At 63.4% G+C, this 22,653-nt stretch carries 26 protein-coding genes; 22 read left to right on the forward strand and 4 right to left on the reverse strand.

Annotation, left to right across the window (positions count from 1 at the left end):
* Window positions 1-8: 8 nt before the first annotated feature.
* The 6 genes from V9G19_RS04385 (at window position 9) to V9G19_RS04410 (ending at window position 3,905) form a co-directional block, all read left to right on the forward strand.
* Window positions 9-419, forward strand: a complete 411-nt coding sequence (locus tag V9G19_RS04385) for a DUF2500 domain-containing protein (protein ID WP_462284255.1) — start codon at window positions 9-11, stop codon at window positions 417-419.
* A 2-nt stretch (window positions 420-421) separates the two neighbouring features.
* Window positions 422-1,342, forward strand: a complete 921-nt coding sequence (locus V9G19_RS04390) for a serine hydrolase (RefSeq protein ID WP_462284256.1) — start codon at window positions 422-424, stop codon at window positions 1,340-1,342.
* Window positions 1,343-1,768: 426 nt separating this feature from the next.
* Entirely contained in the window at window positions 1,769-2,302 is a 534-nt protein-coding gene (locus V9G19_RS04395; RefSeq protein WP_462284257.1) for a hypothetical protein, read from the forward strand.
* Between the two features lie 124 nt (window positions 2,303-2,426).
* Window positions 2,427-2,903, forward strand: a complete 477-nt coding sequence (locus V9G19_RS04400) for a hypothetical protein (RefSeq protein ID WP_462284258.1) — start codon at window positions 2,427-2,429, stop codon at window positions 2,901-2,903.
* A gap of 166 nt (window positions 2,904-3,069) precedes the next feature.
* The gene (locus V9G19_RS04405) at window positions 3,070-3,342 is read left to right on the forward strand and encodes a helix-turn-helix domain-containing protein (RefSeq protein WP_462284259.1); all 273 of its coding nucleotides are present in this window, start codon (window positions 3,070-3,072) and stop codon (window positions 3,340-3,342) included.
* An 80-nt stretch (window positions 3,343-3,422) separates the two neighbouring features.
* The gene (locus V9G19_RS04410) at window positions 3,423-3,905 is read left to right on the forward strand and encodes a hypothetical protein (protein WP_462284260.1); all 483 of its coding nucleotides are present in this window, start codon (window positions 3,423-3,425) and stop codon (window positions 3,903-3,905) included.
* Between the two features lie 1,128 nt (window positions 3,906-5,033).
* Here V9G19_RS04410 and V9G19_RS04415 read toward each other — a convergent pair.
* Window positions 5,034-5,216 (reverse strand): hypothetical protein, encoded by a 183-nt coding sequence (locus V9G19_RS04415; RefSeq protein ID WP_462284261.1) that lies wholly within the window; start codon window positions 5,214-5,216, stop codon window positions 5,034-5,036.
* Between the two features lie 238 nt (window positions 5,217-5,454).
* On the opposite strand from V9G19_RS04415, the gene V9G19_RS04420 reads away from it, so the two are divergent.
* Together V9G19_RS04420 and V9G19_RS04425 are read left to right on the forward strand one after the other, a co-directional pair.
* Window positions 5,455-5,958: a very short patch repair endonuclease gene (locus V9G19_RS04420; RefSeq protein WP_462284262.1), complete on the forward strand. Its 504-nt coding sequence runs from the start codon at window positions 5,455-5,457 to the stop codon at window positions 5,956-5,958.
* Between the two features lie 146 nt (window positions 5,959-6,104).
* On the forward strand, window positions 6,105-7,076 hold the full coding sequence (locus V9G19_RS04425) for a DNA cytosine methyltransferase (RefSeq protein WP_462284297.1): 972 nt from the start codon (window positions 6,105-6,107) through the stop codon (window positions 7,074-7,076).
* A gap of 7 nt (window positions 7,077-7,083) precedes the next feature.
* Here the strand turns inward: V9G19_RS04425 and V9G19_RS04430 are convergent, their stop codons facing one another.
* Window positions 7,084-7,908 (reverse strand): HNH endonuclease, encoded by an 825-nt coding sequence (locus V9G19_RS04430; RefSeq protein ID WP_462284263.1) that lies wholly within the window; start codon window positions 7,906-7,908, stop codon window positions 7,084-7,086.
* Between the two features lie 25 nt (window positions 7,909-7,933).
* Window positions 7,934-8,875, reverse strand: coding sequence for a NaeI family type II restriction endonuclease (locus V9G19_RS04435; protein WP_462284264.1), 942 nt, complete (start codon window positions 8,873-8,875; stop codon window positions 7,934-7,936).
* Window positions 8,876-9,020: 145 nt separating this feature from the next.
* Here V9G19_RS04435 and V9G19_RS04440 point away from each other — a divergent pair, with 145 nt between their 5' ends.
* Entirely contained in the window at window positions 9,021-10,661 is a 1,641-nt protein-coding gene (locus V9G19_RS04440; protein WP_462284265.1) for an SIR2 family protein, read from the forward strand.
* Between the two features lie 683 nt (window positions 10,662-11,344).
* Here the strand turns inward: V9G19_RS04440 and V9G19_RS04445 are convergent.
* On the reverse strand, window positions 11,345-12,322 hold the full coding sequence (locus tag V9G19_RS04445) for a hypothetical protein (RefSeq protein ID WP_462284266.1): 978 nt from the start codon (window positions 12,320-12,322) through the stop codon (window positions 11,345-11,347).
* Window positions 12,323-12,539: 217 nt separating this feature from the next.
* Here V9G19_RS04445 and V9G19_RS04450 point away from each other — a divergent pair, with 217 nt between their 5' ends.
* The 13 genes from V9G19_RS04450 to V9G19_RS04510 form a co-directional block, all read left to right on the forward strand.
* Window positions 12,540-12,854, forward strand: coding sequence for a hypothetical protein (locus V9G19_RS04450; RefSeq protein WP_462284267.1), 315 nt, complete (start codon window positions 12,540-12,542; stop codon window positions 12,852-12,854).
* Window positions 12,851-13,054: a hypothetical protein gene (locus V9G19_RS04455; protein ID WP_462284268.1), complete on the forward strand. Its 204-nt coding sequence runs from the start codon at window positions 12,851-12,853 to the stop codon at window positions 13,052-13,054. The genes V9G19_RS04450 and V9G19_RS04455 overlap by 4 nt, the downstream gene beginning before the upstream one ends.
* On the forward strand, window positions 13,051-13,602 hold the full coding sequence (locus tag V9G19_RS04460; protein WP_462284269.1) for an MT-A70 family methyltransferase: 552 nt from the start codon (window positions 13,051-13,053) through the stop codon (window positions 13,600-13,602). The genes V9G19_RS04455 and V9G19_RS04460 overlap by 4 nt, the downstream gene beginning before the upstream one ends.
* The gene (locus tag V9G19_RS04465; RefSeq protein ID WP_462284270.1) at window positions 13,589-13,786 is read left to right on the forward strand and encodes a hypothetical protein; all 198 of its coding nucleotides are present in this window, start codon (window positions 13,589-13,591) and stop codon (window positions 13,784-13,786) included. The genes V9G19_RS04460 and V9G19_RS04465 overlap by 14 nt, the downstream gene beginning before the upstream one ends.
* A 230-nt stretch (window positions 13,787-14,016) precedes the next feature.
* Window positions 14,017-14,271, forward strand: coding sequence for a hypothetical protein (locus V9G19_RS04470; RefSeq protein ID WP_462284271.1), 255 nt, complete (start codon window positions 14,017-14,019; stop codon window positions 14,269-14,271).
* Window positions 14,271-16,475: a type IV secretory system conjugative DNA transfer family protein gene (locus V9G19_RS04475; RefSeq protein WP_462284272.1), complete on the forward strand. Its 2,205-nt coding sequence runs from the start codon at window positions 14,271-14,273 to the stop codon at window positions 16,473-16,475. Before V9G19_RS04470 ends, V9G19_RS04475 begins: the two co-directional genes overlap by 1 nt.
* A gap of 245 nt (window positions 16,476-16,720) precedes the next feature.
* A complete protein-coding gene (locus V9G19_RS04480; protein ID WP_462284273.1) occupies window positions 16,721-17,440 on the forward strand; it encodes a replication-relaxation family protein in 720 nt (239 codons plus the stop codon).
* Window positions 17,437-18,528, forward strand: a complete 1,092-nt coding sequence (locus tag V9G19_RS04485; RefSeq protein WP_462284274.1) for a DNA-methyltransferase — start codon at window positions 17,437-17,439, stop codon at window positions 18,526-18,528. Before V9G19_RS04480 ends, V9G19_RS04485 begins: the two co-directional genes overlap by 4 nt.
* A 92-nt stretch (window positions 18,529-18,620) precedes the next feature.
* The gene (locus tag V9G19_RS04490; protein ID WP_462284275.1) at window positions 18,621-19,028 is read left to right on the forward strand and encodes a hypothetical protein; all 408 of its coding nucleotides are present in this window, start codon (window positions 18,621-18,623) and stop codon (window positions 19,026-19,028) included.
* A complete protein-coding gene (locus V9G19_RS04495) occupies window positions 19,025-19,705 on the forward strand; it encodes an antirestriction protein ArdA (protein WP_462284276.1) in 681 nt (226 codons plus the stop codon). Before V9G19_RS04490 ends, V9G19_RS04495 begins: the two co-directional genes overlap by 4 nt.
* Window positions 19,706-19,808: 103 nt before the next feature.
* On the forward strand, window positions 19,809-20,189 hold the full coding sequence (locus V9G19_RS04500; RefSeq protein ID WP_462284277.1) for a helix-turn-helix domain-containing protein: 381 nt from the start codon (window positions 19,809-19,811) through the stop codon (window positions 20,187-20,189).
* Window positions 20,190-20,470: 281 nt separating this feature from the next.
* Entirely contained in the window at window positions 20,471-20,905 is a 435-nt protein-coding gene (locus tag V9G19_RS04505) for an ImmA/IrrE family metallo-endopeptidase (RefSeq protein WP_462284278.1), read from the forward strand.
* Window positions 20,902-22,653 (forward strand): recombinase family protein (locus tag V9G19_RS04510; protein ID WP_462284279.1); only part of this gene is annotated, 1,752 nt, incomplete at its 3' end. The genes V9G19_RS04505 and V9G19_RS04510, both read left to right, overlap by 4 nt.

Genomic DNA, 22,653 nt, shown 5'->3' on the forward strand with positions numbered 1-22,653 from the left:
CGTGGTCGATGCCGCACGATTCGGGAGCACCGACTTGGTTCGTGATCGCCTTCCTCGCGATCGTCGTCCTCTTTGGCGCGCTGATGGTCGCGATCATGCTCGCCGTCATCCGCGGTGTCCGGCGCTCGGCGGCCAACCGGCGAGCACCCCTGCTCAACCGTCCGGCGACCGTCGTCGCCAAGCGGACCGGCATCAGCGGGGGCGGCAACTCCTCGGCGTCGAGCCACTATTTCGCAACCTTCGAGTTCCCCGACCGCTCGCGCGAGGAGTTTGGGCTGCGCGGTGAGGACTACGGCCTGCTCGCCGAGGGTGACCAGGGCACGGTCACCACCCAGGGCACGCGCTTCCACGGCTTCCAGCGCGGCGGCCTCATCCAGGACACCGCGGCCCCGGGCCCACAGCCCTTCCCGAGGACCTAACCGTGGGCCGCGGGCGGCATACGAGACGGGAGCTGGGCGCGACGATGATCGGCGCGGCGGCAGCGGGACTGAGCGGGTGCAGCGCCGCCAGCGGGCAACCATCCGAGGCGCCACGCACGGATGCCGAGATCACCACGCCGACCGCCGCCCGGCAACAGCCGGCCCCGCCGTCGTCCTCGGCCCGGGCCTCGTCGCCCGGCAGTTCCTCTCCCGCCGCCCGGAGCACTCAGCGCGAAGCCCCGGCCCCACCGTCGCTGGTCGGCAACAGGCGCAACGCTTGGGCATTCGCGCCGCTGTCCCGGCCGGGGCGAGTCACCGTCGAGGGCAGCGTCCCGCTGGAGAAGGCCTATTCGACCAGCAAGGTGCTCGTCGTCTGCGCGTTCGTGGCGACCGTCGCCGGCGGCGATCCGGCGGTGCTGACGACCGGCCAGCGGGACCGGATCCGCCGCGCGCTGACCGCCTCCGACATGGATGCGCTGCTGCAGCTGCAAGCCGCGATCCCCGGCGGGGCGCAAGCCCCGATCACCGCGTTGCTGCGCGCCATCGGCGACCGCGAGACCGCGGTGCCGTCGAGCACCTTCGGCGGAATGCTGTGGAGCCCACGCGAGCAGGTGCGGTTCATGGCGGCGCTCTCGGCCGGCCGCGTGGTCAACGCCCGCACCAGCCGCTATGTGCTGGGCTCGATGCATCCGATCCCCGCGCATAGCTGGGGCCTGGGCCAGATCGGTGCGACCGCGTTCAAGGGCGGCTGGCTGCGTCCCGACACCGACACCCGCCAGATGGGCATCGTCGACGACTATGCGGTCGCCATCATCACGTATGCCGTCGGCCCCGCCGTCCTGCAAACCGACGGGGACTACGCCCACGTTGAGCAGATGAACAAGCTTGCCGGGATGCTCAAGCGCCGCCTCGCGGCGCAGTGATGCACCGCATGGCCGGGCGCGTCCTGGATTGGGTGGCATTTGCGGTATTGGGCCTGTTCGGAGTGCCTCAAGACGAGAACTCCCCCGGCCCCTTCCTGTACGCGGTTCACACCGATCGAATCACGCGCCTCCCACTGGATTAGGCTTAAGACGAAACATGGATTCCACGCCTCAGGTGACAGCTCGGTTCCGTTGTCGGCCCTCAGTTGTCGCAATGGGCTGCGCGGTCGTTGCAGACACATAGCCTGGGCAACCAGGTGACGCATGTTGTCAGAGATACGACAGGTGTTGAGGGCGTGGCGGGACCTACGCCCTCCGCGAAGCGAAGGGGAGCGGGCCTCATGGGACAACTTTCACACCCCGTCGGCATCTAGTATAATTGAAACATTAATGACATCCAAGTCTTCCGACCTACGTCGAACCAAGATGACCCTCCTCGGGGTCACCTTCTCGGCGCTCGGCACACTGCTCATGGCGCTCATGCGGTGGCTCGACACGTTGAGCCTAGGCTCGTGGTCCTGGCTGCATGTTGTCCCGTTCTCCGAGCTGGGTGCGACACTCTTCGGCATCGGCGTCGTCGGAACGGCCTACGACTACTACACCCGCAAGGACGATGAGGAGAACGCTGTTCGGCGCCTGCGCGAGACGCTGAAGTCGGAGGCGCCAGTCATGCGCGATGCAGTCATTGAGGGCTTCGCCATCCAACCAGAGGACTTGAAGCGTGTCGCCACGCCCGAGCTGCTCGACACCATCGCCACCAACGCGATGGCACTCAGACTTGGTAACGCCGAGTTCGCCCGTGAGATCTACGCCGACGTTCGCGATCAGGCCATCCGGGCCGCTGAGCGGTGGCACGACGTCCAGGTGACGATCCGGCTGTCTACTGCAGTAGACAGGGGTACCTCTGGTACCCCTGTCTACTGCAGTAGACAGGGGTACCTCTGGTACCCCTGTCTTTGACCTACTTGTCGAATGGGAGTACACGACAACCCCCGCCCACGCGTCCAGGCGGTTCGCCTGCGTCAGCGACCGCGTAGAGTTCGATGACCTTGCTACAGACATTCCCTCCACCAGCACTTGGTTCATGACGCCGCGCCCGGGCATCGACCCGTCGTTGCGGGACTCGTTCGAACTCCTCAGCTTCAGCGTCGACGGGCACGAGAAACCCATCCGACGATCAGCTCGGCGGAGCGGACAGACATACACCGTGCATTTAGGTGTTGAGGTAGGTGAGGATGCCGAGCCGGTTCGCATTCGCCACGCGTACCGAACGATCGTCAGCCAGGCGGGTCACTTCTTCTTCATCGAGGTGCCTCAGCCGTGCCACAACCTGTCGCTCAGGCTGGACTACACCGCAGCCGACGTCGAGCGCGTGTCGGTCATGGACCTAGTCAGCAGCAGCCAACGAAGTCAAGTCTCGAGATTGCCCGAGCAGGCCGGCGCCAAAGCTATAGACGTCGACCTGCCCGGTTGGCTCCTCCCGCGTGCGGGATTCACCGTGGTCTGGACGCTCCTCAGTGAGAGCGGCCCAGCATCTTCCGCAGCCACGCGCGCAGCCTGATCGTCGCCGTCGATCCCGGACGGACGTCCATGGCCTCGTACCCGCCGCCACCACTCATCGTGCACTCCTTCCAGGGAATCAGGTCACCCCACGGTGGGTATGCCCATCCAGAGATTCCCATACATGTATGGTGGTCGGCAAGCAAGGACCACCTGACAGTGGCTCCATGGCACGGCCGCGGACAGTCCCCGAGAACTGGGACGTTCGGGCACGGGAGATCGGGGTCCGGCTGCAGCAGGCACGTCACGAACTCGGCCTCAGTCAGGAGGACGTTGCCTACCGCGTCGGCATCTCCGCCTACACCTACCAGAAGTTCGAGAAGGGCGAGTCCCGACCGGGCACCCCGCTCAACCCACGGCTGACGACCCTGATCATGCTGAGTGAGGTGCTGAAGGTGGAGGTGGAAACCCTCCTGCGCGTGAGTGCGCAGGGGCAATGAGAGCTCGCATTCAGTGTCGTGCGCGTTGGCTCATAGTTTGAGCTTGATTTCGCTTAAGCATACGCATAAAATGTGTGTAAATGCTCAAGAAGATTCCTCAGTTAGCACGAACCATCATGGAAGCCGCCGCAACAATAGTCATCGTGACGCTTTCGGCGGTCCCCATTTGCAATGGGGTTACGTCCTTGAAATACGGTACTCCATTGGCTGGGCCGCAGCATCTTCTCGTGGTGGGCGCGATCTTGCCATTCGGTATTTTGACTGGAGTCATGATTATCTGGGCACGACGACGAGTCGGCGTGAGACGGCTATTTCAAGGAGCGATAATCGGTGTTCTCGCCGAACTCGCCTATATTCTCTGCCTGTCTTGGGAGTCCTCGTTAGGCAACCGAATATTTCCGCAGCTCATGCCCGCACCGACAGAAACATCGCTCTGGCAAATGTACGGCAACGAGTGGGTCTTCGGAGGGATTCTGGTCTTTCTAATCCTAAGTGCAGTCGCCAGAATCCGCGTGGTCCAGAACAGCCCCAACTCACCACCAGGTGTTGCAGCCGCTTGTTGACATGCCGCTGCCATACCACGTCCACACCCAGTGACAGGAGTTGGGGACGCTGTAGTTGTGAGGTGGGTTGGTCTGCACGCACTTATTCGTCCAGCGCGAGCAGTAGTAGAAATTCGGAACTACGCCAGCTCCAGCAGAGGGTGCGGAAGCAAGCACGCCGCCTCCCAAAAGAGCCAACGCCGCAGCGAACGAAACCAAGCGCCTGCGTGCCATGATCGCCTCCAGGTCCGGACCTTCCGTGACTCAAGTATCCTGGTCGCGTCTTCCTTCGCAAGGGCGGATGATCGTCGAACACTTCGCTGATGAGCGGCTAGGACAACGCCAACTCGGACTGGACGGCCTACCGTCGCGGCCACGACACGGGGAACCCCCGAAGACGGCTATTCGGAAGAGGACTCGTTGTTACCAGCTGCCGCGGCTAGCCGGGTGGTCCCTCGGTAGCCCGTGCGGCCGGCCCGCCAACGAGCGCTCCGCTTGGCTTCGTTCCCAGCGATAGAGCGAGGCGCGAATCCCCTCAAGGGCCATCGTGACCTGGCAGCGCGTCGCGAGCAGTCCGCAAGAGCACTTGTCAGGTTGGCTCTCAAGTGGGTGGTGTAGTTCGTTGACAGCCCAAAGTCCCCGGTACGCGTGGTCACGAGACCGGTAGGCGCTCTCGGTGCGTTCCTCGGCGGCCTTGACCTCAGCTGATCTCAGAATCCTTTGGACATCAGCAGGGGCTGCCGCGGAGAAACCTTGTTCCAGTGTCTTGCGCAGCCCCTGATTCTCCAAGTTCACCCGTGCTACTTCTGCTTCAGCCCTCCTTACTTTCTCTTTGTGGGCAGCTATAACCGCTGCCGCCTTGTGCCGGACGAGCTCAATCTCAGACTTCCACAGGCCAAGGTGGTCCTGGTTCTTCAGCGCAAGTTTGTCTTTGCTGTCGCCGACGTGCCTGAGGCAAGACTTGCAAATGACCTGATCGCTCGCCGCCTTGAAGATAAACGTAGACAAGACTTGGCAGCAATGGCACTGCGCTTCTACTTCACGGTGCAAGGTATAGGTATGTATCGTCTCCTCCTCGGGTCAAGTACCGGCCCTCCAGAGGGACCTGGCCCGCATCGAGAAGAGCGCGGGCCAGGTCCGTACCAGAACTCAGTTCTTGTGCTTGGTCTGGTCGACCAACTGCCACTGCCAGCCGGGCTGTCCGGTGGGAGGCAGCGGTCGGCCCTGCACGGCGGTGATCTCCAGGTCGGAGACGTGGCCACCGCGCGGGCCGACTGCTTGGTACTGACCGGACTGGTCGGCCGGGGAACCCGGCTTCTGGGGGGATGCCATCGGGGCGTCCTCCGTTCTCCGTCCGAAGACGGATAGGAGCACTGCTGCGGCTAGACATCGACTTGGTCACAACCCGGCGCATAACTTGCGGCGATGCAAGGAACACCCATAGGTTGACGGCCTACCACCACGTAGAACCGGACCTCGGCGACCCCCAGCCACTCGGCGGGATTGCCGAGGTTCTGGTGCTCATGGGGGCATTCTACGTTCAGAATTACATCCGTGGAAGTTGCTGTGTATGACCCCGCCAGGTGACGACAATCGGGGCAACTTTGATCCACTAGTTGCAGAGGGCAGCGAACCTGCCTTCGAGTCGTGGGCAGTATCCCCAGAACGTCGCCGCAACATGCAGGCCAACCGCTCCCGGGACACGAAACCGGAGCTTCGGGTACGCCAGCGGCTCCACGCCCGTGGGCTGCGCTACCGCGTAGCGGTGCGTCCCGAGCCAACTCTGCCGAGACGAGCGGACATCGTCTTCACACGTCAGCGGGTGGTCGTCTTCATCGACGGATGCTTCTGGCACGGCTGCCCTGAACACGGCCGAACGTCGTTCAGCCGCAACGAGACCTACTGGAATCCCAAGATCCTGCGGACCAAGGAGCGCGACCAGGAAGTGGACGGGCTGCTGACGAGCGCGGGATGGACAGTTCTGCGGTTCTGGGAGCACGACGACGTCGACGCTGTCGTCTCTGCGGTCGAGGTGGCGGTTCGGGGTGTCTCGTCCGATGGGCGGGTGACGTAGACCTTACGTCCACAGGCGCGCCTCCCTTGAAGGCTTATCCACAGGCTCTATTCTGGGGCTTGCCTGGCCTCCGACGGTGGGGAAGGATGGGACATCGATCGAACGCATGTTCGTGTGGACCGAACGGAGAAGTGAACGTGGATCAGATGACCTGCCTGGAGATATGTGCGGGGGCTGGGGGACAGTCGTACGGCCTAGAACAGGCCGGGTTCGAGCACCTGGCGGCCGTGGAGATCGATCCCGATGCGTGTGAGACCCTCCGGCTGAACCGACCGCACTGGACAGTGCTGGAGAACGACGTTCGTGACATCGATGGTTCGGACTACGCCGGGGTCACTCTCCTGGCGGGTGGGGTCCCGTGCCCGCCGTTCTCCATCGCGGGGAAGCAGCTGGGAGCGGATGACGAGCGGGACCTGTTCCCCGAGGCCCTGCGCTTGGTCGAGGAAGCCCAGCCCGAGGCCGTCATGCTCGAAAACGTGCGCGGCCTGTCGACCGCCAAGTTTGCTTCCTACCGTGAGGCGGTCCAGGAGCGGCTCACTGAACTTGGATACGAATCAGATTGGCAGGTGCTGAACGCTAGTGAGTACGGCGTCCCGCAGCTACGCCCCCGTTTCATCCTGGTGGCAATGAAACCCGACGCCTTCGTGTACTTCGAGTGGCCCCGCCCACACCACGCGCCGCCGACTGTCGGCGAGAAGCTGCGTGACCTCATGGCCGAGCATGGGTGGCCCGGAGCGAGCGCATGGGCCAAGCGGGCAAACGGCATTGGACCGACGCTGGTCGGGGGGTCACGGAAGCATGGTGGCCCCGATCTCGGTCCCACGAGGGCCCGGGCCGGCTGGCTGCAACTCGGCGTCGACGGGCGAGGTCTGGCGGATGCTGCGCCCGGGGCAGACGAATCCGTCAACCACATCCCGAAGCTCACTGTCCGCATGGCCGCTGTCATCCAAGGCTTCCCGGCAACGTGGAAGTTTTCAGGGCGTAAGACCGCGTCGTACCGGCAGGTTGGCAACGCTTTCCCGCCGCCTGTGGCCGAGGCCGTTGGTTCGTCAATTGCGACTGCGATTCGGGCAGCGCGGTCTGCGTCTTCCGGCGAGCGTCTACGGAGTGTCGGCTAGCCGCAGGCTAGCCCGATTTCTCCTTCTTCCTCCGCATGGTTTCTTCGCGTATCGCCTGCGGAATGTTTTCGGGAAGCTCTTTCCACGTCACTGCTCGGTAGTAGGCGCGCACGCGTGCTCCCTCGTCGTAGCGGTTCTGGTGCTCAATCTCCCAGCCGAGGAAACGCAGGTCCCGCAAGCGGCGCTGCCAGTCTTCCTGGTACTCCTTGGCGCTCGCCACCACGCCGATCAGGTCCCCCCGCACCCACTTACCTTCGAAGGCCTTGAGGAGTTCGCCGATCCGGCGCTGCGGTTCGGCGTGATTGGCCGCCAGGCGGATCTCTTCGGAGTACTTCTCGAAAGTCTGGAAGTAGTCGCGCTTTCCGGAGTTGCAGTCTTCACACAGCGCCTGGAGGTTCTCGGGGTCGCTCGTACCTCCCCAAGACACGGGGACCCGGTGGTCAACCACGAGGACAACGTGGTGATCATTGGGAGTGCGGCCACACATCGCGCACCGGCCGGCCGCGAGCACCTCAGCGCGTCTCCTCAGGCTGATGTCGAGGGCGTCGAGTGCAGCGGGCGTCACCGCCCACCCGGTCAAGACGTAGCGAGGTTGACCGTCTGGACGCTGGACCAGAATCTCAAAGTAGCGGCGCAATTCCCGGACCCGGCGGTCTGTCTGCGATTGGTCTTCGCCGAGCGCGTCAGCGGCGAAGGCTCTAAGCTCGACCATTGTCGGCGGGTTCGTGTTCCGCCGCCTGTATAACAACCCGTACAGCATCCGCTGCATGGATGACCCCACCAGCGTGGCCAGCTCTTCGCTGTCAGGCTCGGGCAGCGGACGATCGCTCACGGTCAGGACCGTAGCGCAGTTGAACTCACGGCTGTGACTTTCGCCGTGTTTCCGGTAGCCGAGGTGCCGGTTGCGTTGCGGGCTCATCGTCACGGGCGAGGCGCCAGTTGTTGCCATCGAGCAGCACGCTCTGGGTGGCGCCTGCTTGAGCGGGAACCACCCGCACACTAACGACCTCGCCAGGTTGCGGGACGGCAGCACCCAGCTTGCTCGCGATCTGACGGTGGCTGGCGTAGTCCCCGCCGGGGATGATGATGCCTTCCGCAGCAAGATGGGAACGTGCCCCGCCGTTGGAGCGCACCCTCTTCATGAAGTCGTCCTGCTGAGCGACGGTTGCAATCGTGTTCCGGCCGATGCGGCGGTTGGTGGCTGTGCGCAATAGCTCGTTCACCCGCTTCTGACCGCTCGTCGGCGCGAAGATCCGCTGCAGCTGATCCTCGCTCAGGCTCAGGAGCACGTTCGGAGGAAGCGCAGCATCGCGCGCCACCCAGGCAACGGCAGCCCGTCCGGCTGGGTTCAACTGCGTTTTGCCGTCGCGGTTGCGGCTCGACCGCAGATGCTCGGGTGATGCTCGGACGAAGCCGAGGCTCCATGTGCCAAGCGCATCCGACGCAGTCACCACAAGCAGGATCTGCCCGAAGGCTTCAGGCGGGATCATCCACCCACCGTCGGTCTGGGAGTACTTGCAGTCAACCTCGTGGCCGGCGATGCGGTAGTCCAGGACCTCACCGTCCTCGATGATGTCGTCGAACTCGCGGCGCAGATTGATCTCCAGCAGAGTACCGAAGTGCGTCTTCTCGGTCTTGAACAGCTGGTCCCACCGGTAGCGGCCGGTGTGCTGGCCGTCGTAGAGCTGGTCGAAGGTAGTACGAATTACAGATCCACCACGATTTCTGTTGCCGTCTGAACCGCCCCACCTCTGGACGATCCCTTTCAGATCATGATCCGGTCGGCAAGGATGAGCCACGCTACGCAAGCTTACTGACGCCCGCTAGCCATGCGCATGCAGATGTACGACGTTGGGCGTGGGCTCGGGCTCGTGAGCACGTGAGCTAGTAGAATGAGCGGCCGACGTAACGCCACGGGAGCAACTAGCCACGAAGGAAGCTGACTTGCGCGAACTGGATACTGGTACAGCGTTCTTTCGACGTTCCGAGGTAGTCGAAGCCATAGAGGAAATCAGACGCAGCCACAATTTGGTTGTCTATGCTGGGGCGGGCGTCTCAATCGACCGGTCCGGACTCTCCTGGGGTAAACTGGTTGAGAACCTGCTCGCACCCCATGTCCCCAAGGCTAAAGCTCGCCGCGATTTCGTCGAGCGTTCTGGTCCACTCTTTGCGGCATCGGCGGCGCACCAGTTCTACATAGACACAAGTCCCGAGCCGGTAGATAAGCGCGGAATAGACGCTCGCCAGAGAATGGTGGACGCACTACGGCCGCTGCTTTATGGACCGAGCCTCTGGCGAGGCGGTGAGCTTGCAAATGCAATTGCGGACTTCATATATATTTGGCACAATTCTGAAAGCGCGGGAGCGAGTGGTACCATTCACAACGCGGCTCTCGTTACTACAAATTACGACGACTACCTTTTTGCCGCCCTCTTAAGTGCCCACGAAATTGCCCGGAGTCAGGCTGGTTCACAGATTCCTGGAAAAACGGTCATGCCCAAAGTGCGATTCCCTACCCAAACTGATCCTCTAGTTGAGCAGAGGCCCGAGTTCGCAGATTGGCTGAGCCAGGACCTCCCCCTGGCGTCAGAGGTCTCATGCATCCACCTTCACGGCTATTTACCCAGTTCTCATCGCCGAGGCTCGGAGCATCGGTTCCCCGTCGTTAGTGAGCATGACTACTACAGGACAGCTGAGTACTCCGAAAAGACCCTCACGGCGCTCATGACCACTTCGAACGCGATCATGGTTGGCGCTAGTTTGACAGACCCTCCTCTCCTTCGTGCTCTTGAAGCTACGAGAGAAAGCTCCCATAAGCGTTGGGCCCTCATTGGTATGGAGCGGGGGACGAAGGGCGACCCGACCGGGGCGGATCAACGGCGGATGGTTAAGTCTCGACTGAGCGCGCTCCGTGTTGCGCCCATATTTGTTGACTTCCATGTTCAACAGGCTCAGTTCTTCCGAGAGCTTATAGCAGCCAGTAAGATAACCGCACCTCGAAGCAAGTACAACTCCCCGAGGGCGCAACTGCACTATTACGCTCGACTAGGCTCCTGGTGGAAAAAACTGCGCCTGGATTCCTCAAGGGTGCGGACTGAGGAAATGCAGTTCGAGGTTCACGACTTCTTATCCGAATTCGTGCTTCCTGAGTGTCGGACGATCCTTGAAGCAAGGGACGAGCGACTCAAAGTGGAGGTTTGGATTCGTTGGAATCCATCAAGCGAGCGAGTGTTCCGACTCTTCGGCTCAACCGTTGGTGTGTGGGTTGATCAAAACGCAATGCGGAGCGAGGAGATCTCCCTTGGGACGGAAAGTATTATCGTTGATACCTTTCGCGAAGGTAGACCTCAGCTTAGATCTGATGCTTCCTACGGAGGCCGGTGGCCAACGGTGCTAGCTGTGCCTGTTTGGTCTGAATCACATCAAACGGAGTTCGTTACATCTGTCATAATACTGGCCTCCCAGTCCCCGTCTGAGACAAGCGCTCTAGATGAGAGGGGGAACCGCGCATCGCTTGCTGATTGCACGCGCTTCCTCCAGCAAGTCGGGAATTTTCTTACGGAGCCTAGCTCTTGGAGGGCTTAACATGCTTAACAGCAAGTAGGTCTTGAATTATTCTTTGTCTTCTTGCCTGAATATGATAGTTGCGCATCGCAGTCTTTGTCCGAGGTGCGGACTCACTAAGCAGCTTTGGGCGAGAACGGCGGCTCTTCGGTTCAAGTACAGTCTCACTCACAGGAGCCCCCAAATTCACACTCGTCGGCGGGGCGTTGCGAGCCAATGTATTCTCGTTCGTTTCTGTTTCCAGTCCAGGCGCCGACTGAAAAGAGGGTGCCTGTCCTAGAGACACGACGCACCTGGTGGTTTCCAGGCCGATCTTCGCGGCAATTTCGGGCACGCGGCACTTTGAGGTTTCTTCGCCGATCAAGCCCACAATCGGCGTATGCGCTTCCGCATGAGACTGCTCTTGCATCTTCCCCCCGTGAGGTGTTTCCGGTTTGCTCAGTCACCTTCCCCTCTGGCTGAGAGTCGGCTACTAGTCCGACAGCATGGGGGGGATTATAGACGGTGTTAGCCGACAAGTCAATGGGGGCCGCCTCAAGGAAATTCAAGTGGATTGCCCCCTCCAGCCGATCCCGTGGCCATATCGAACCCATGACGGAAGAGTAGCCGTGGCTAGTTGAGCACGGGCGCATTGGCCAGCATGCGTGGGCCGCGTGTCGTATGCAAACTTCAGGCAACATAGTGGCCTCCTTGAGGCGGTCAAGTCACGCTCGACCGACTGGGGTGATGCCGCACAATCCCGCCTCGTAAGTGGGCATCGTAGCTGGGCTTGCGCGGAGTTGACCGTCCCACGCTACCCCCGCATACAGCCCCCCGTACAGATCCCTGAACTGCGCTCTCACTGTTCCTGACTCGGGCGTGAGCGGCACGCCCTGGCTCGGTCTCCCCGGTCTCTCCGCCGCCGTCAGCCCGCTGAACGTCCAGATCTGCTCTGGCACAGTTCCTTTGAACTGCACCTCAAACACCACGTGCCGTGTCGGCTCGTGGAATGCTAGTGACTCCTCGCTCAGCCAGTAGGGATCGCTGGCCATGTCGGGGTTCCGCACAATGAACCCTAGTTCGTACGTCACGCCGCGTCTCAGCGGCGAGACGTGCCAAAACTGGTGCACGACACCGCCTGGCGTCGTCAGCGTCCGCAGCGCCCACTCCCCGCGGGTCACCGCGACCGCGCCGCCGTGCGTTGCCGCCACCGCCACGAACTCCGCACCGTCGAAGGTCACCATGAACCGGTACTGGTGGTGTGTCAGCTCATGCCTCATGTTGTCCACGACCGTCCCGATGTGCACCACGTGGTTCACAATCCCGTTGTGTGACTCCGGAATCCGGATCGCCACCGGCGACTTCGGGTACCACCCGGTCACAAGCTGATGCAGCAGCCGCTCGACCGCCCGCGCGTCCCGGTCAGCCACTGCCTCTCGCCCCAGCCCCAGCCTCGCCCCAGCGTGGTCCCGGCGAGCCGAGAGCGTAGCTACGCCCCGGACGTCATCGTCCAGTCCGAACACAATGCGCAGTAGCTCGCCATCGGCGTCGTGCAGCGAATCGATCGCCGACTCCAGACGCTCCCGCAGCACCTCCGTCGGCTCCGTCTCGCCACCGAGCACGCCCACCAGCGCCACGCATCCGCTCAAGCGCTTGTCGGCGTATCCCGCGCCCTTGCGCAGATACAGCAGCTCCCGCCGCACGTCCTCGGGGTCATGGCCCGGGGAGCGAGGTGCAACCGGCGCCCGGTGCGGTGCTTGCTTCACGCTTTCGTGACCCTCCCCGGGCAGTCGGATCTCCAACTTTGCACGTCATTGCCTCCAACTCTCTACCGCTCGCTGTGCCGCTCGCTGGCGTGGTTCCTACCGTCGCAGATGTCCCCGGAACACCGAGGGCATGTCTTTCGGAAAGGAACCACCAATGTCCCAGCTCCAGCCCTACACCAACATCCTCCCGACCACCCGCGTCACCCGCACCCTGACTCGTCTCTCCACCGACACCACCATCAGCACAGCCGTCATCCAGGCCAAGGCTGAGGTCGAAGCGGCCCGGGTTGACGGCGTCTCCTCCGTGGCCGCCAAGGCCATGCAGGATGTCGCGCTCCTCAGTCAAATTGAGCAGTCGCTGGCTCAAGCAGTTCCGCATGCTTCAGGCCGGCTGGCCACGGTTGCCGATCTCGCCGCTCTCTCCATCGCCGGTGTTGTCGCCGACGCCGCCCGTCGGATTGGCCGGTGACCACCGTCATGGTGCTAATCCTCACTCTCATCATCACGACCTGTGTTGTTGCTGGAACGGTTGTCTTCGCCTTGCCGCTGGTGGCCACGGTCCGCGCCCGTCTCCGGGTGGACCTGGAGCGCCGCCTGGCGGAGGTGCAGCTGCAGCGCATCACCAGTGAGGCGATGCTGCGTCTGCTCCGGGAAGGGCGGAGGCCGTGAGCGCCGAACTCATCCCCCAGCCCTCATCCGGCTCTCCGTCACAGTCGTCCCGGTTCAGCACGATCCTGGCCGATCCCCCGTGGGACATGCAGCAGGTCGGCAGCTGGGGCGCGAGTGAGCACTATCCCCTCATGGACCTGGAGGCCATCCGGAACCTGCCGGTCTCCCGGCTGGCTCTCCCGGCCTGCCATTTGTGGCTGTGGGTGACTAACGCCAGCCTCTTCGCTGGCCGCTCGGTCATGGAGGCCTGGGGCTTCACCTACCGCTCGACACTGACCTGGATCAAGCCCCGGTTTGGCCTCGGCTGGTACCTCCGGAACCAGACCGAGCACCTCTTGCTCGGCACTCGGGGAAAGGCTCCCATGCGCTTCCGCAGCCAGGGCTCCTGGTTCTACGCCCCTATTCAAGAGCACAGTCACAAGCCGGAAGAGCAGTACGCCATTATCGAACGCTGTTCACCCGGGCCCTACCTGGAGTTGTTCGCCCGGCGCCCTCGCCCCGGCTGGTCTTCCTGGGGCAACGAGGTGAACTCCGATGTCCAGCTATGACCCGCGCTCACTGCTGGACAAGGTCCTCGCTGCCTGCGTGACGTTGCTCCTCGCCGCTCTGGTATTGCACTGGGCAGTCGGCCTCATCGAGGAGGACTGGCCCTGGCTGGTCGGTATCGCCATTGCCGTGCTCGTCACCGCCAGTCTCACCATGTGGCTGCGGTCCCGTCAGGGCGGCTGGTAGGGCAACCGGAAAGGCTTTGGCGTTGTCGAAGTGACCACATCAGTGCCGTTTCGAGGAAACTTAAACCCTCGCTAATTGGCCTCTGACGCAACTGTTCCGATCGCTGTTGTGGAATGCACGAAAACCATTGACCGATGCATCCATGCATCACATACTCAAAGAACACTTGAGTGATGCGTAGGCGCATCATCATGCCGCTATTAAGCAACTAAACCGAAAGGAGGGAAACTATGTCCAGAACATTCAAAGACTCCCGGGGGAAGAGCTCGAAGGAACCTCGTCGGATCACTGCCCGCGGTGTCAAGCGCCGCCCAATTGACTACCGCAAGCTCAGCCGGGCCCTCTTGGAACTGGCCGAAGTCTCGTCAGCTCAAGCCGAGAAAGACGCCGAGAAGGATGCCACCAACCAAGCGACCATTACGCAAAAGCCCCCGGAACAGACCAACGTCCCGGGCAGCGGACCCTCCCCGGAGGAAGCCGCCTGATGCCGTCCGCTCCCACTCACTGGCGTCAGGTCCACTGGCCACCGCCCCTCAGCCCCGACGCAGCACTTGCCGTGCTCCGCTCGCTCGCCGTTGATCCGACCTCGCCTCGCGTAATCCTGGAAGCTCGGGCCACCCGCACTGGTGTCAGCTACCTCATCGGCGGGTCACTGCCCGCCGTGCTTGACCTGGCCCGGCAGCTCCGGGTTCACGCTCTCGGCGTCCAGATCACCGAACCGGAGACCAAACGCACGTTGGTCACGGCGGCCGCCTCGCTCCGTCTCTCCACCCGCCACCGGCCGCTCAGGACTGACGATCCGGAAGCAACTGCGCGTGGGATTCTCGGAGCGCTGTCTCGCGTTCGCGACGCTGAAACGCTTGTCCTGCAAGTCGTCCTCGGCCCGAGGCGCATCCCGCTGTCAGTGCCGAACCAGTCGCCGAGCAGCACGGTCGCCCCTCTCTGGCAAGTCGCCTGGTACGGCAACGGCGGCGTCATCGACGGCGAGAAACGAACCGCGCTCAGAAACAAGGTTGCCGATCACGGTTTCGCCTGCACCGTACGGCTCGGTGTCACCGCCGAGTCGCCCAACAGGCGACGGGATCTCCTGCGCGGCCTCTTCGGGGCTCTGCGCACCGCGCAGGCGCCCGGTGTCGTCATGCGGCTACGCCGGGACAGTGCCGCGCGGTTCAACGGGGGCGGCCGGCCGCTCTTCTGGCCGCTCCGTTTGAACGCCGGCGAGGTGCTTAGACTCTCGGCCTGGCCTATTGGCGACGAGCCGCTGCCTGGGCAACCGGCCCGCCACCCACGGCTCTTGCCGCCGGCACCCGGCACCACCGGGACGGTGCGGGTTATCGGGGAGGCGAGTGCACCGGGCTTCAGCGGTGTCCATCTGGCGCAGCCCGTCTCATCTGCGCTCCGGCACACCCACGTGCTCGGGCCGACCGGCACGGGCAAGTCGACCTTGCTCGAACACCTCATCGCCCAGGACATCGCGGACGGCCGCGCCGTCGTCGTGGTCGACCCGCAGGGTGACCTTGTCGCCTCGACCTTGACGCACATCCCGGCTGAGAGGGTCTCGGACGTGGTCGTTCTCGACCCGGCCGACCGGAACCGTCCGGTGGGCTTAAACCCGCTGCACGGCGCAGGCCGTGACCCGGAAGTGGTCGCCGACGGCCTGCTCGCCATATTCAAAGGCCTCTACGGTGACGGTCTCGGACCCCGGAGCCAGGACATCCTGCATGCCTCCCTGCTGACACTGACTCGGCACCCGGACGCTTCGCTCGTCATGCTGCCGCTGCTCCTCACCAACCAGGGCTTCCGGAGGTCGCTTACGGCAAGCGTCAATGACCCGATCGCCCTGGGTCCGTTCTGGCAGTGGTTCGAGTCGATCAGCGAGGGAGAGCGCCAGGCCGCCACCGCACCGCTGCACAACAAGCTCCGCCCGTGGCTGCTCCGGCCAAGTCTTCGGAACGTCCTCGGGCAGCGCGCCCCACGCGTCACCATGCAGAACGTCTTCGAGCAGAACAAGATCTTGCTCGTCTCGCTCGCTCAAGGCCAGCTTGGCCCGGAAGGCGCCAGCCTGCTCGGTGCGCTGGTGGTTGCCGAACTCTGGCAGGCCACCACGGCGAGAGCCAACCTACCGAAGTCCCGGCGGTCACCCGTCATGGTCTACCTCGACGAGTTCGCCGCTTTCATGCACCTGCCCACCGACCTGGCTGACGCCTTGGCGCGTTCCCGGGGCATGGGCGTCAGCTACACCCTCGCGCACCAGTTCCTGGGGCAGCTCACGCCGTGCATGCGCACCGCCGTACTCGCCAACACCCGCTCCCGGATCTGCTTCCAGCTCTCCACTGATGACGCGACGATCATCGCCCGGAGTGCTCCCGAGCTGGAACTGGTGGACTTCGCCAGTCTCGGCGCGTTCCAGGTCTACGCCTCAGTCTTTGCGCGGGATAAGACCACACCCTTCGCTTCTGCCCGCACGCTCCCCAGCCCGAAGGCCATCTCCCGGCCGAGCGAGGTTCGGGCCTCTTCCCGGGCCCGCTACGGCCAATCTCTCAGTGACATCGAGGCCGAGTTCGCTGCGCTGGCGAGCATTGGAAAGCCGAACGTCGCCAGTGCATCGGGCACCCGTCCGGGACGGGCCAAGCGCACAAGCACCTCGGTTGCTGACGGCACCAGCGGAACCGATCGGAGCGCCTCATGAGTGCCGAGACTCCATCAGCCACCCCAGCGGCGGGTGTACCGGCCGGGCTGCCGGTCGCGTGGTCGAGGGCCGGAAGAACCCCGACGTCAGAGGCCGGATACGGCCACCCAAGGGAGACGACTCCTGCGGTTTCCCGCATGGTTTCTCCCGAGCGCACGGGCCGGACGGGAAAGCGGACAGGATCGGTAAGACTTGAGCGGATCCGGGAGGGACTCACTGACCGGGACTGGCAGGTTGTCCGGCTGGTGTCCGCTCACCGCTACCTGACCACCCGGCAGGTTGAGGGCTTCTGCTTCGTCGGCCATACCAGTGAGCTGACTGCTGCTCGTGTGTGCCGCCGTGTCCTGAAACGCCTGAAAGAACAACGGGTCATAGAACCACTGGAACGCCGCATCGGCGGCGTCCGGGCCGGCTCGGCTTCGTTCGTCTGGCAGCTCGGCCCGGTCGGTCACCGACTGCTGAGCAGCGGCAACCGGAAACGCTCCTTCGAACCCTCCGCCTTGTTTCTCAGTCATGGCCTCGCGGTTGCCGAGGCACATCTCGCGCTCGTGCTGGCTGACCGCCGCAAGCTGCTGACACTCGACCGCATCGAGACCGAGCCGAACTGCTGGCGGCACTACTCGGGTATCGGCGGTAGCCGGGAGGTACTGAAACCCGACCTCTACACCGTCAGCGTGGACACGAGTGACACGGAGTACGAACTGCGGTGGTTCCTTGAGATCGACTGCGGCACCGAGAACACGAAACGCCTGCTCAACAAGTGCCGCCGTTACCTGGACTACGCGGCCACCGGCTTTGAACAGCAATCCGGCGGCTTTCCGTTCGTCGTCTGGGTGATGAAGGGTGACGGCGCCGCCGCCCGGCTGCGCGCGGCCATTGACAGCGACCTGAGTCACAATCGCGAGCTTTTCCGTGTCACCACCCTGGACGGCCTGGCGGGGATCATGGCGGGAGGTGGCGCATGACCGCGCCGACCACAACCACCGCCACTCAGACACCGCTCCGCATCGTGCCGCGCGGCAAGATCATCGTCGGTGACGCCCTGACGCAGCTGCGCACGCTGCCGAGTGGTTCAGTCGACATGGTCCTGACCAGCCCGCCGTACTTCCGGCTGCGCGACTACGACACGCCCGGGCAGCTGGGCCTCGAAGTTCACGTCAACGCCTGGGTGGACCAACTCCAGGAAGTAGCCGCTGAGGTTCGCCGGGTGCTCGTGCCGACCGGCACGTTCTGGCTGAACGTGGCCGACACCTACAGCACGCACGTTGCCCAAGGAGCAAACCGCAAGAGCTTGCTACTTGGACCGGAGCGGCTGGCCCTCGCCCTCGTGGAGGACGGCTGGCGGCTGCGCAACAAGATCGTCTGGCAGAAAGCCAACCCGATGCCGCACTCCGTGCGCGACCGTCTGACAGCAACCTGGGAGGCGCTCTACATCTTTGCGGCCAGCGATCGCTACTTCTTCGATCTCGAAGCCCTGCGCCTGCCGCACCGGACACCGCCGTCAAAGACAAGGCCCGCTGGAAGCGCCCAGGCTATTCGCACCAAGCGCGAGCAGTGGCGCGGCCCGAACACCGACGACGCAAGCGGCCTTGCCCGGCTGCACGCGCAGGGTCGGGTTGGTCATCCGCTCGGTAAGAATCCGGGCGACGTCTGGACCATCCCGGCCAGCAACTACCGCGGCAGCCACCACGCCACGTTTCCCGTTGCTCTCGCGGAGATGGCTACCCGGGCCGGCTGTCCGGAAGCCCGCTGCAGCGGCTGCCGGCGGCCATACGTCCGGGACGTCGTCCGGGAGGAAATGGGCGGGCATCTGACAGCGCATCGTGGGCCGCTGCACCCGACCTGTGAATGTGGAAGCGCAAGTGAACCAGGCCTCGTGCTCGACCCCTTCATGGGCGCCGGCACGACGGCGCTCGGGGCTATAGAGAACGGACGGGACTGGGCGGGGATTGAGCTGTCCAAGCACTTCGCCGAGGAAGCCCGGGCGCGCATCGCGGCGTACGTCCCGGTGCGGGACCGGCAGCGCACGCACTCAGCCAGGGCCGGGCCGTGAACTTGACCAGCCAAGCTTTGCGCGGACCCACGCGGCCCGAGGTGAAGCCTCGGACGTCACCAACAACGAAGTCAATGAGAGGAGGAACAACTATGGAAAGAGAACAACAACCACCGCACCAACAAGAACACCAGGACCAACTGGCGGAGGGCACAGCGACCGCTGCCGCCCTGGAACGAAGCCAGGAACAGCAGCGCGTCAAGACGCTCGGCATCCGTATCGAGGAGAGCCTGCACGCCCAGCTGACCTTCGTTGCTCAGCTCGGCGGCAACACCATCGCCGATGAGATCCGCAGGTCTATCGAGGAGCGAGTGCAAACAGCCCAGAACGACCCCGACCTTATTGCCAGAGCCGCTGAGGTCAACCGGGAGATCGAACGCGAGGCTGAGGCCCGAAGGGTGGCTATCGCGGGCTTCCTCGGCAGCGTCGCCGCGACTGACGGCGTAGCGACACCAGCGAGCCCTGAGCCAGCCAAGTCCACCACTCGGAGGCGCTTGTGAGCGAAAACTTCCCGGGCGGGGAGACGAACCCGGAGGCGTTGGCCGCTTCCGGGAACGAAGCTGGAACACAAGCAGAGGCCCGGACCGGCTCATCTACCGAGCAGGACCTGGAGCGGCTCCATCCGGCCATCTGGATCGGCTCACTGCTCGACTACAACAACGGGATTCTCCACGGCGACTGGATGGATGCCGCCCGGAACGATGAAGACGTGCAATCGGACGTCCGGGCCATCCTAGGCCGCTCACCAACTGCTCAGGAAACGGGAGACATCGCCGAGGAGTGGGGCATCTTCGACTACGAAGACTTCGGGGACTGGAGACCTGGGGAGTACGAGGATCTGACCATCGTCGCGGCCGTTGCCCGGGGCATCTCGGAGCACGGCCCGGCCTTCGCCGCCTGGGCAGATCTGCACGATGCAGATCCCGACATGCTCATGAGCTTCAAGGACTGCTACCTCGGGGAGTACGACTCTCCTGAAGCCTGGGCGAAGTCCTGGTTGGAGGAGACCGGCAGCCGGGAGGAGCTTGACCAGCTGCTCGAAGAGAAGGTCGGCGACTTGGCTCCCTACGTCCGGATCGACACCGGGGCTTGGGTCCAGGACGCCTACCTGTCCGGAGATATCTCCATTCTGCACAAAGACAGCGGCGGGGTCTGGGTTTTCCGGACGAATCCGTGACAAAGGAAAGGCTGTCCTATGTTGTGGAATCTTGCAATCGTGATGCATTGACACATCGAATTCTGTACAATAGAGATAGAAAATAGAAGGGATGTTGTAATCAATGGACGAGCAGCAAGCACAAGAGTTTGGACGTTACGTACGTAAGCATCGTCAGGCTGTGGGACTTACGACCCGAGGCCTCGCCGCAGATGTAGGGATGAACATGTCCCAGATCGTCCGCTGGGAGCAGGGCCAGATCACCGCACCACACCCTGAGGCCATCGAACGAGCAGCTCAGGCTCTTGGTGTTCCGACAGTCGACCTAATGACCCTGGCTGGATACCCGGTGGCCAAGGGCCTTCCCGGACTCCGCCCCTACATGCGGGCTAAATACAAGGACTTGCCACCCGACGCCGTCGATGAAGTCGAATCCTTCATCGCCAGGCTGCAAGCCAAACACGGTGGACACTCCGGTCCCGAAGACGGCGAAGACGAAACATAAAGATGAACTAACTACCTACCTAGCGACACCTAAAGAAAGGGGGGGCATACATGACAACCAAACCGAAAACAACCAGAACAAATACCGGTTCGGTGCTCGCGGGGCTTCGCTCTCTCGTGCCACAACGAGCGCTCACCTTTGCCGAAGCGCTCCGTATCGCCGACCTGCAGACCACCAGACTGCGGGAACTCACGGGCGCCACAGACGACGCCTTTGCCGAGGATGCAGTCGCTGGCTTGCCGCGCATCCGGATCGTTCGGCGCCCTATCCCCACCTCTGGCATGAGCTACTGGGACGGACAAGAGTGGATCATCGCCCTGAACTCCCGGGAACCCGAAGCCCGCCAACGCTTCACGCTGCTCCACGAGTACAAGCACATCGTCGACCACGGCCGGACTGACCGGCTTTACACCGGAACCCAGAAGACCAGCGCGGACAAGCAAGCCGAGCAAGCGGCCGACTACTTCGCTGGCTGTGTCCTCATGCCCCGGGTGCTCGTCAAGCGGGCCTGGGTGAGCGGAAAGCAGACGCCCGAATCGCTCGCGGACATCTTTGAGGTCTCACCTCGTGCGGCTGAGGTGCGGGTGGCGCAGCTTGGGCTGACAGACCCTGCGCCGCGCTGCCAACCAGCCCCGAGCCGCACCTGGGGACGTGGCACGCCTCGGCGCTACTTCCGAACGGCATCTGTGCCTCGACCGGAGTGGAGCGCCACATGAGCCCAAGTACCGGCAAGCCGAGCAAGCTGCTCAGCCTGACCTCGCAATCGACCCCACAGATGGGCACGGCCGTGCTCTATCTGCGCGTCTCCACCCGCGAACAAGCCGAGCGAGGCGGTGAGGCCGAAGGCTTCTCCATCCCTGCTCAGCGCGAAGCTTGCCTGCGCAAGGCCCAAAGCCTGGGCGTCATCGTGGTCGGTGAGTTCACTGATGCTGGCGAATCGGCGCGCTCATCGCGTCGGCCGCAGCTGCAGGCCATGCTCCGGTACCTGGAAGACAACCCGGCCCAGTTCGTCATCGTGCACAAGATCGACCGCCTGGCTCGCAACCGGGCTGATGACGTGGCGATCAACATGGCGATCCAACGGTCTGGCGCGACCTTGGTTTCGGTGACGGAGAATATCGACCAGACACCGAGCGGCCGGTTGCTTCACGGCATCATGAGCGACATTGCCGAGTTCTACTCGGCCAATCTCGCTCACGAAGTCATGAAAGGGCTGCACCAGAAGGCGAGGGGCGGCGGCACCATTGGCAAGGCCCCAATTGGCTACCTGAACATCCGGACCTACGAGAACGGCGTCGAGAAGCGTACGGTTCAGTTCGACCCAGACCGGGCAGAGCTGATGCGCTGGGCGTTCAGCGCGTATGCCAGCGGCGAGTGGACACTCATCTCGCTCAACCGTGAACTGACCGAGCGCGGCCTTACCACCGTGCCGGGGCCAAAGACACCCTCCAAGTCTCTGAGCGTCAGCCAGCTCCACCGCTTCCTACGTCATCCCTACTACACGGGCAAAGTTCTCTACGGCGGCGTTCTCTACGACGGACAGCATGAAGCCCTTGTCCCGGAGGCCGTCTGGCAGCGCGTCCAAGACATCATGGACAGCCGTAACCGCGAGGGAGAGAAACAGCGCCGCCACAACCACTACCTGAAATCCACGGTCGTCTGCCTGGGCTGCGGCAGCCGGCTCATTGTGAGTATCAATACAAATCGGTACGGGCAGAGCTACCCGTACTTCGTTTGCCTGGGACGCCACCAGAAGCGAACCACCTGCACCCAGAAGGCCATCCGCATCGAGAAGGTGGAGGTACAGGTTGAGGAACAGTACGCCGAGCAGCCGATCACGTCCCAAGAGGCCGAGGACCTCCGACGTTACCTGCACGACGAGTTCGCCCTGATCCTCTCCACCCGACAGGCCGAGACCGACCAACTGGCGAGGGACAAGCAGCGCCTCGAACACGAGCAGCTCAAGCTGCTCCAGTCGCACTACGCCGATGCCATCCCCTTGGACCTACTCAAGAAGGAACAGACCCGGATCAGCAACCAGCTCTCGGCCATTGAGCGACGACTCACCAGAAACGAGAACCAGCTCAGCACCCTCAGCGTCAACCTGGACCGGGCCCTCAGCTTCCTCACCAACCTGCACGAGACCTACGAGGCGGCAGACGAACGCACCAAGCGCCAACTCAACCAGGCCTACTGGGAACATGTCGCCATCGGCGATGACGACGCCGCCGGGCAGCCCCAGCCCCTCTACGCGGCCCTCAGGGCACCGGAAATCCGGACGGCCAGCCGGTTCTACGCCCGAACGGTACCCGGGTCATCCCGGACGTACCGTGACGTCCAGACACGTCCCAGAACGCGCAAACGGGCGTCCCAGAACGGAACGCCCGATGCATCATTGGGCCAAATGCATCCCTTCCTCATCGCCGCCCGGCGTGCCGGGGGTGTGAAAGAGACGCAACTGGCG

The sequence above is a fragment of the Nostocoides sp. genome (genome assembly GCF_037045025.1).
Lineage (GTDB): Bacteria > Actinomycetota > Actinomycetes > Actinomycetales > Dermatophilaceae > Nostocoides_A.

Excerpts from the sequence above, each read along its gene's own strand:
- V9G19_RS04385 (WP_462284255.1), top strand. The coding sequence starts at position 9 with ATGCCGCACGATTCGGGAGCACCGACTTGGTTCGTGATCGCCTTCCTC.
- V9G19_RS04395 (WP_462284257.1), top strand. The coding sequence starts at position 1,769 with ATGACCCTCCTCGGGGTCACCTTCTCGGCGCTCGGCACACTGCTCATG.
- V9G19_RS04400 (WP_462284258.1), top strand. The coding sequence starts at position 2,427 with ATGACGCCGCGCCCGGGCATCGACCCGTCGTTGCGGGACTCGTTCGAA.
- V9G19_RS04405 (WP_462284259.1), top strand. The coding sequence starts at position 3,070 with ATGGCACGGCCGCGGACAGTCCCCGAGAACTGGGACGTTCGGGCACGG.
- V9G19_RS04410 (WP_462284260.1), top strand. The coding sequence starts at position 3,423 with ATGCTCAAGAAGATTCCTCAGTTAGCACGAACCATCATGGAAGCCGCC.
- V9G19_RS04415 (WP_462284261.1), bottom strand. The coding sequence starts at position 5,216 with ATGGCATCCCCCCAGAAGCCGGGTTCCCCGGCCGACCAGTCCGGTCAG.
- V9G19_RS04420 (WP_462284262.1), top strand. The coding sequence starts at position 5,455 with ATGACCCCGCCAGGTGACGACAATCGGGGCAACTTTGATCCACTAGTT.
- V9G19_RS04425 (WP_462284297.1), top strand. The coding sequence starts at position 6,105 with ATGACCTGCCTGGAGATATGTGCGGGGGCTGGGGGACAGTCGTACGGC.
- V9G19_RS04450 (WP_462284267.1), top strand. The coding sequence starts at position 12,540 with ATGTCCCAGCTCCAGCCCTACACCAACATCCTCCCGACCACCCGCGTC.
- V9G19_RS04465 (WP_462284270.1), top strand. The coding sequence starts at position 13,589 with ATGTCCAGCTATGACCCGCGCTCACTGCTGGACAAGGTCCTCGCTGCC.
- V9G19_RS04470 (WP_462284271.1), top strand. The coding sequence starts at position 14,017 with ATGTCCAGAACATTCAAAGACTCCCGGGGGAAGAGCTCGAAGGAACCT.
- V9G19_RS04475 (WP_462284272.1), top strand. The coding sequence starts at position 14,271 with ATGCCGTCCGCTCCCACTCACTGGCGTCAGGTCCACTGGCCACCGCCC.
- V9G19_RS04485 (WP_462284274.1), top strand. The coding sequence starts at position 17,437 with ATGACCGCGCCGACCACAACCACCGCCACTCAGACACCGCTCCGCATC.
- V9G19_RS04490 (WP_462284275.1), top strand. The coding sequence starts at position 18,621 with ATGGAAAGAGAACAACAACCACCGCACCAACAAGAACACCAGGACCAA.
- V9G19_RS04500 (WP_462284277.1), top strand. The coding sequence starts at position 19,809 with ATGGACGAGCAGCAAGCACAAGAGTTTGGACGTTACGTACGTAAGCAT.
- V9G19_RS04505 (WP_462284278.1), top strand. The coding sequence starts at position 20,471 with ATGAGCTACTGGGACGGACAAGAGTGGATCATCGCCCTGAACTCCCGG.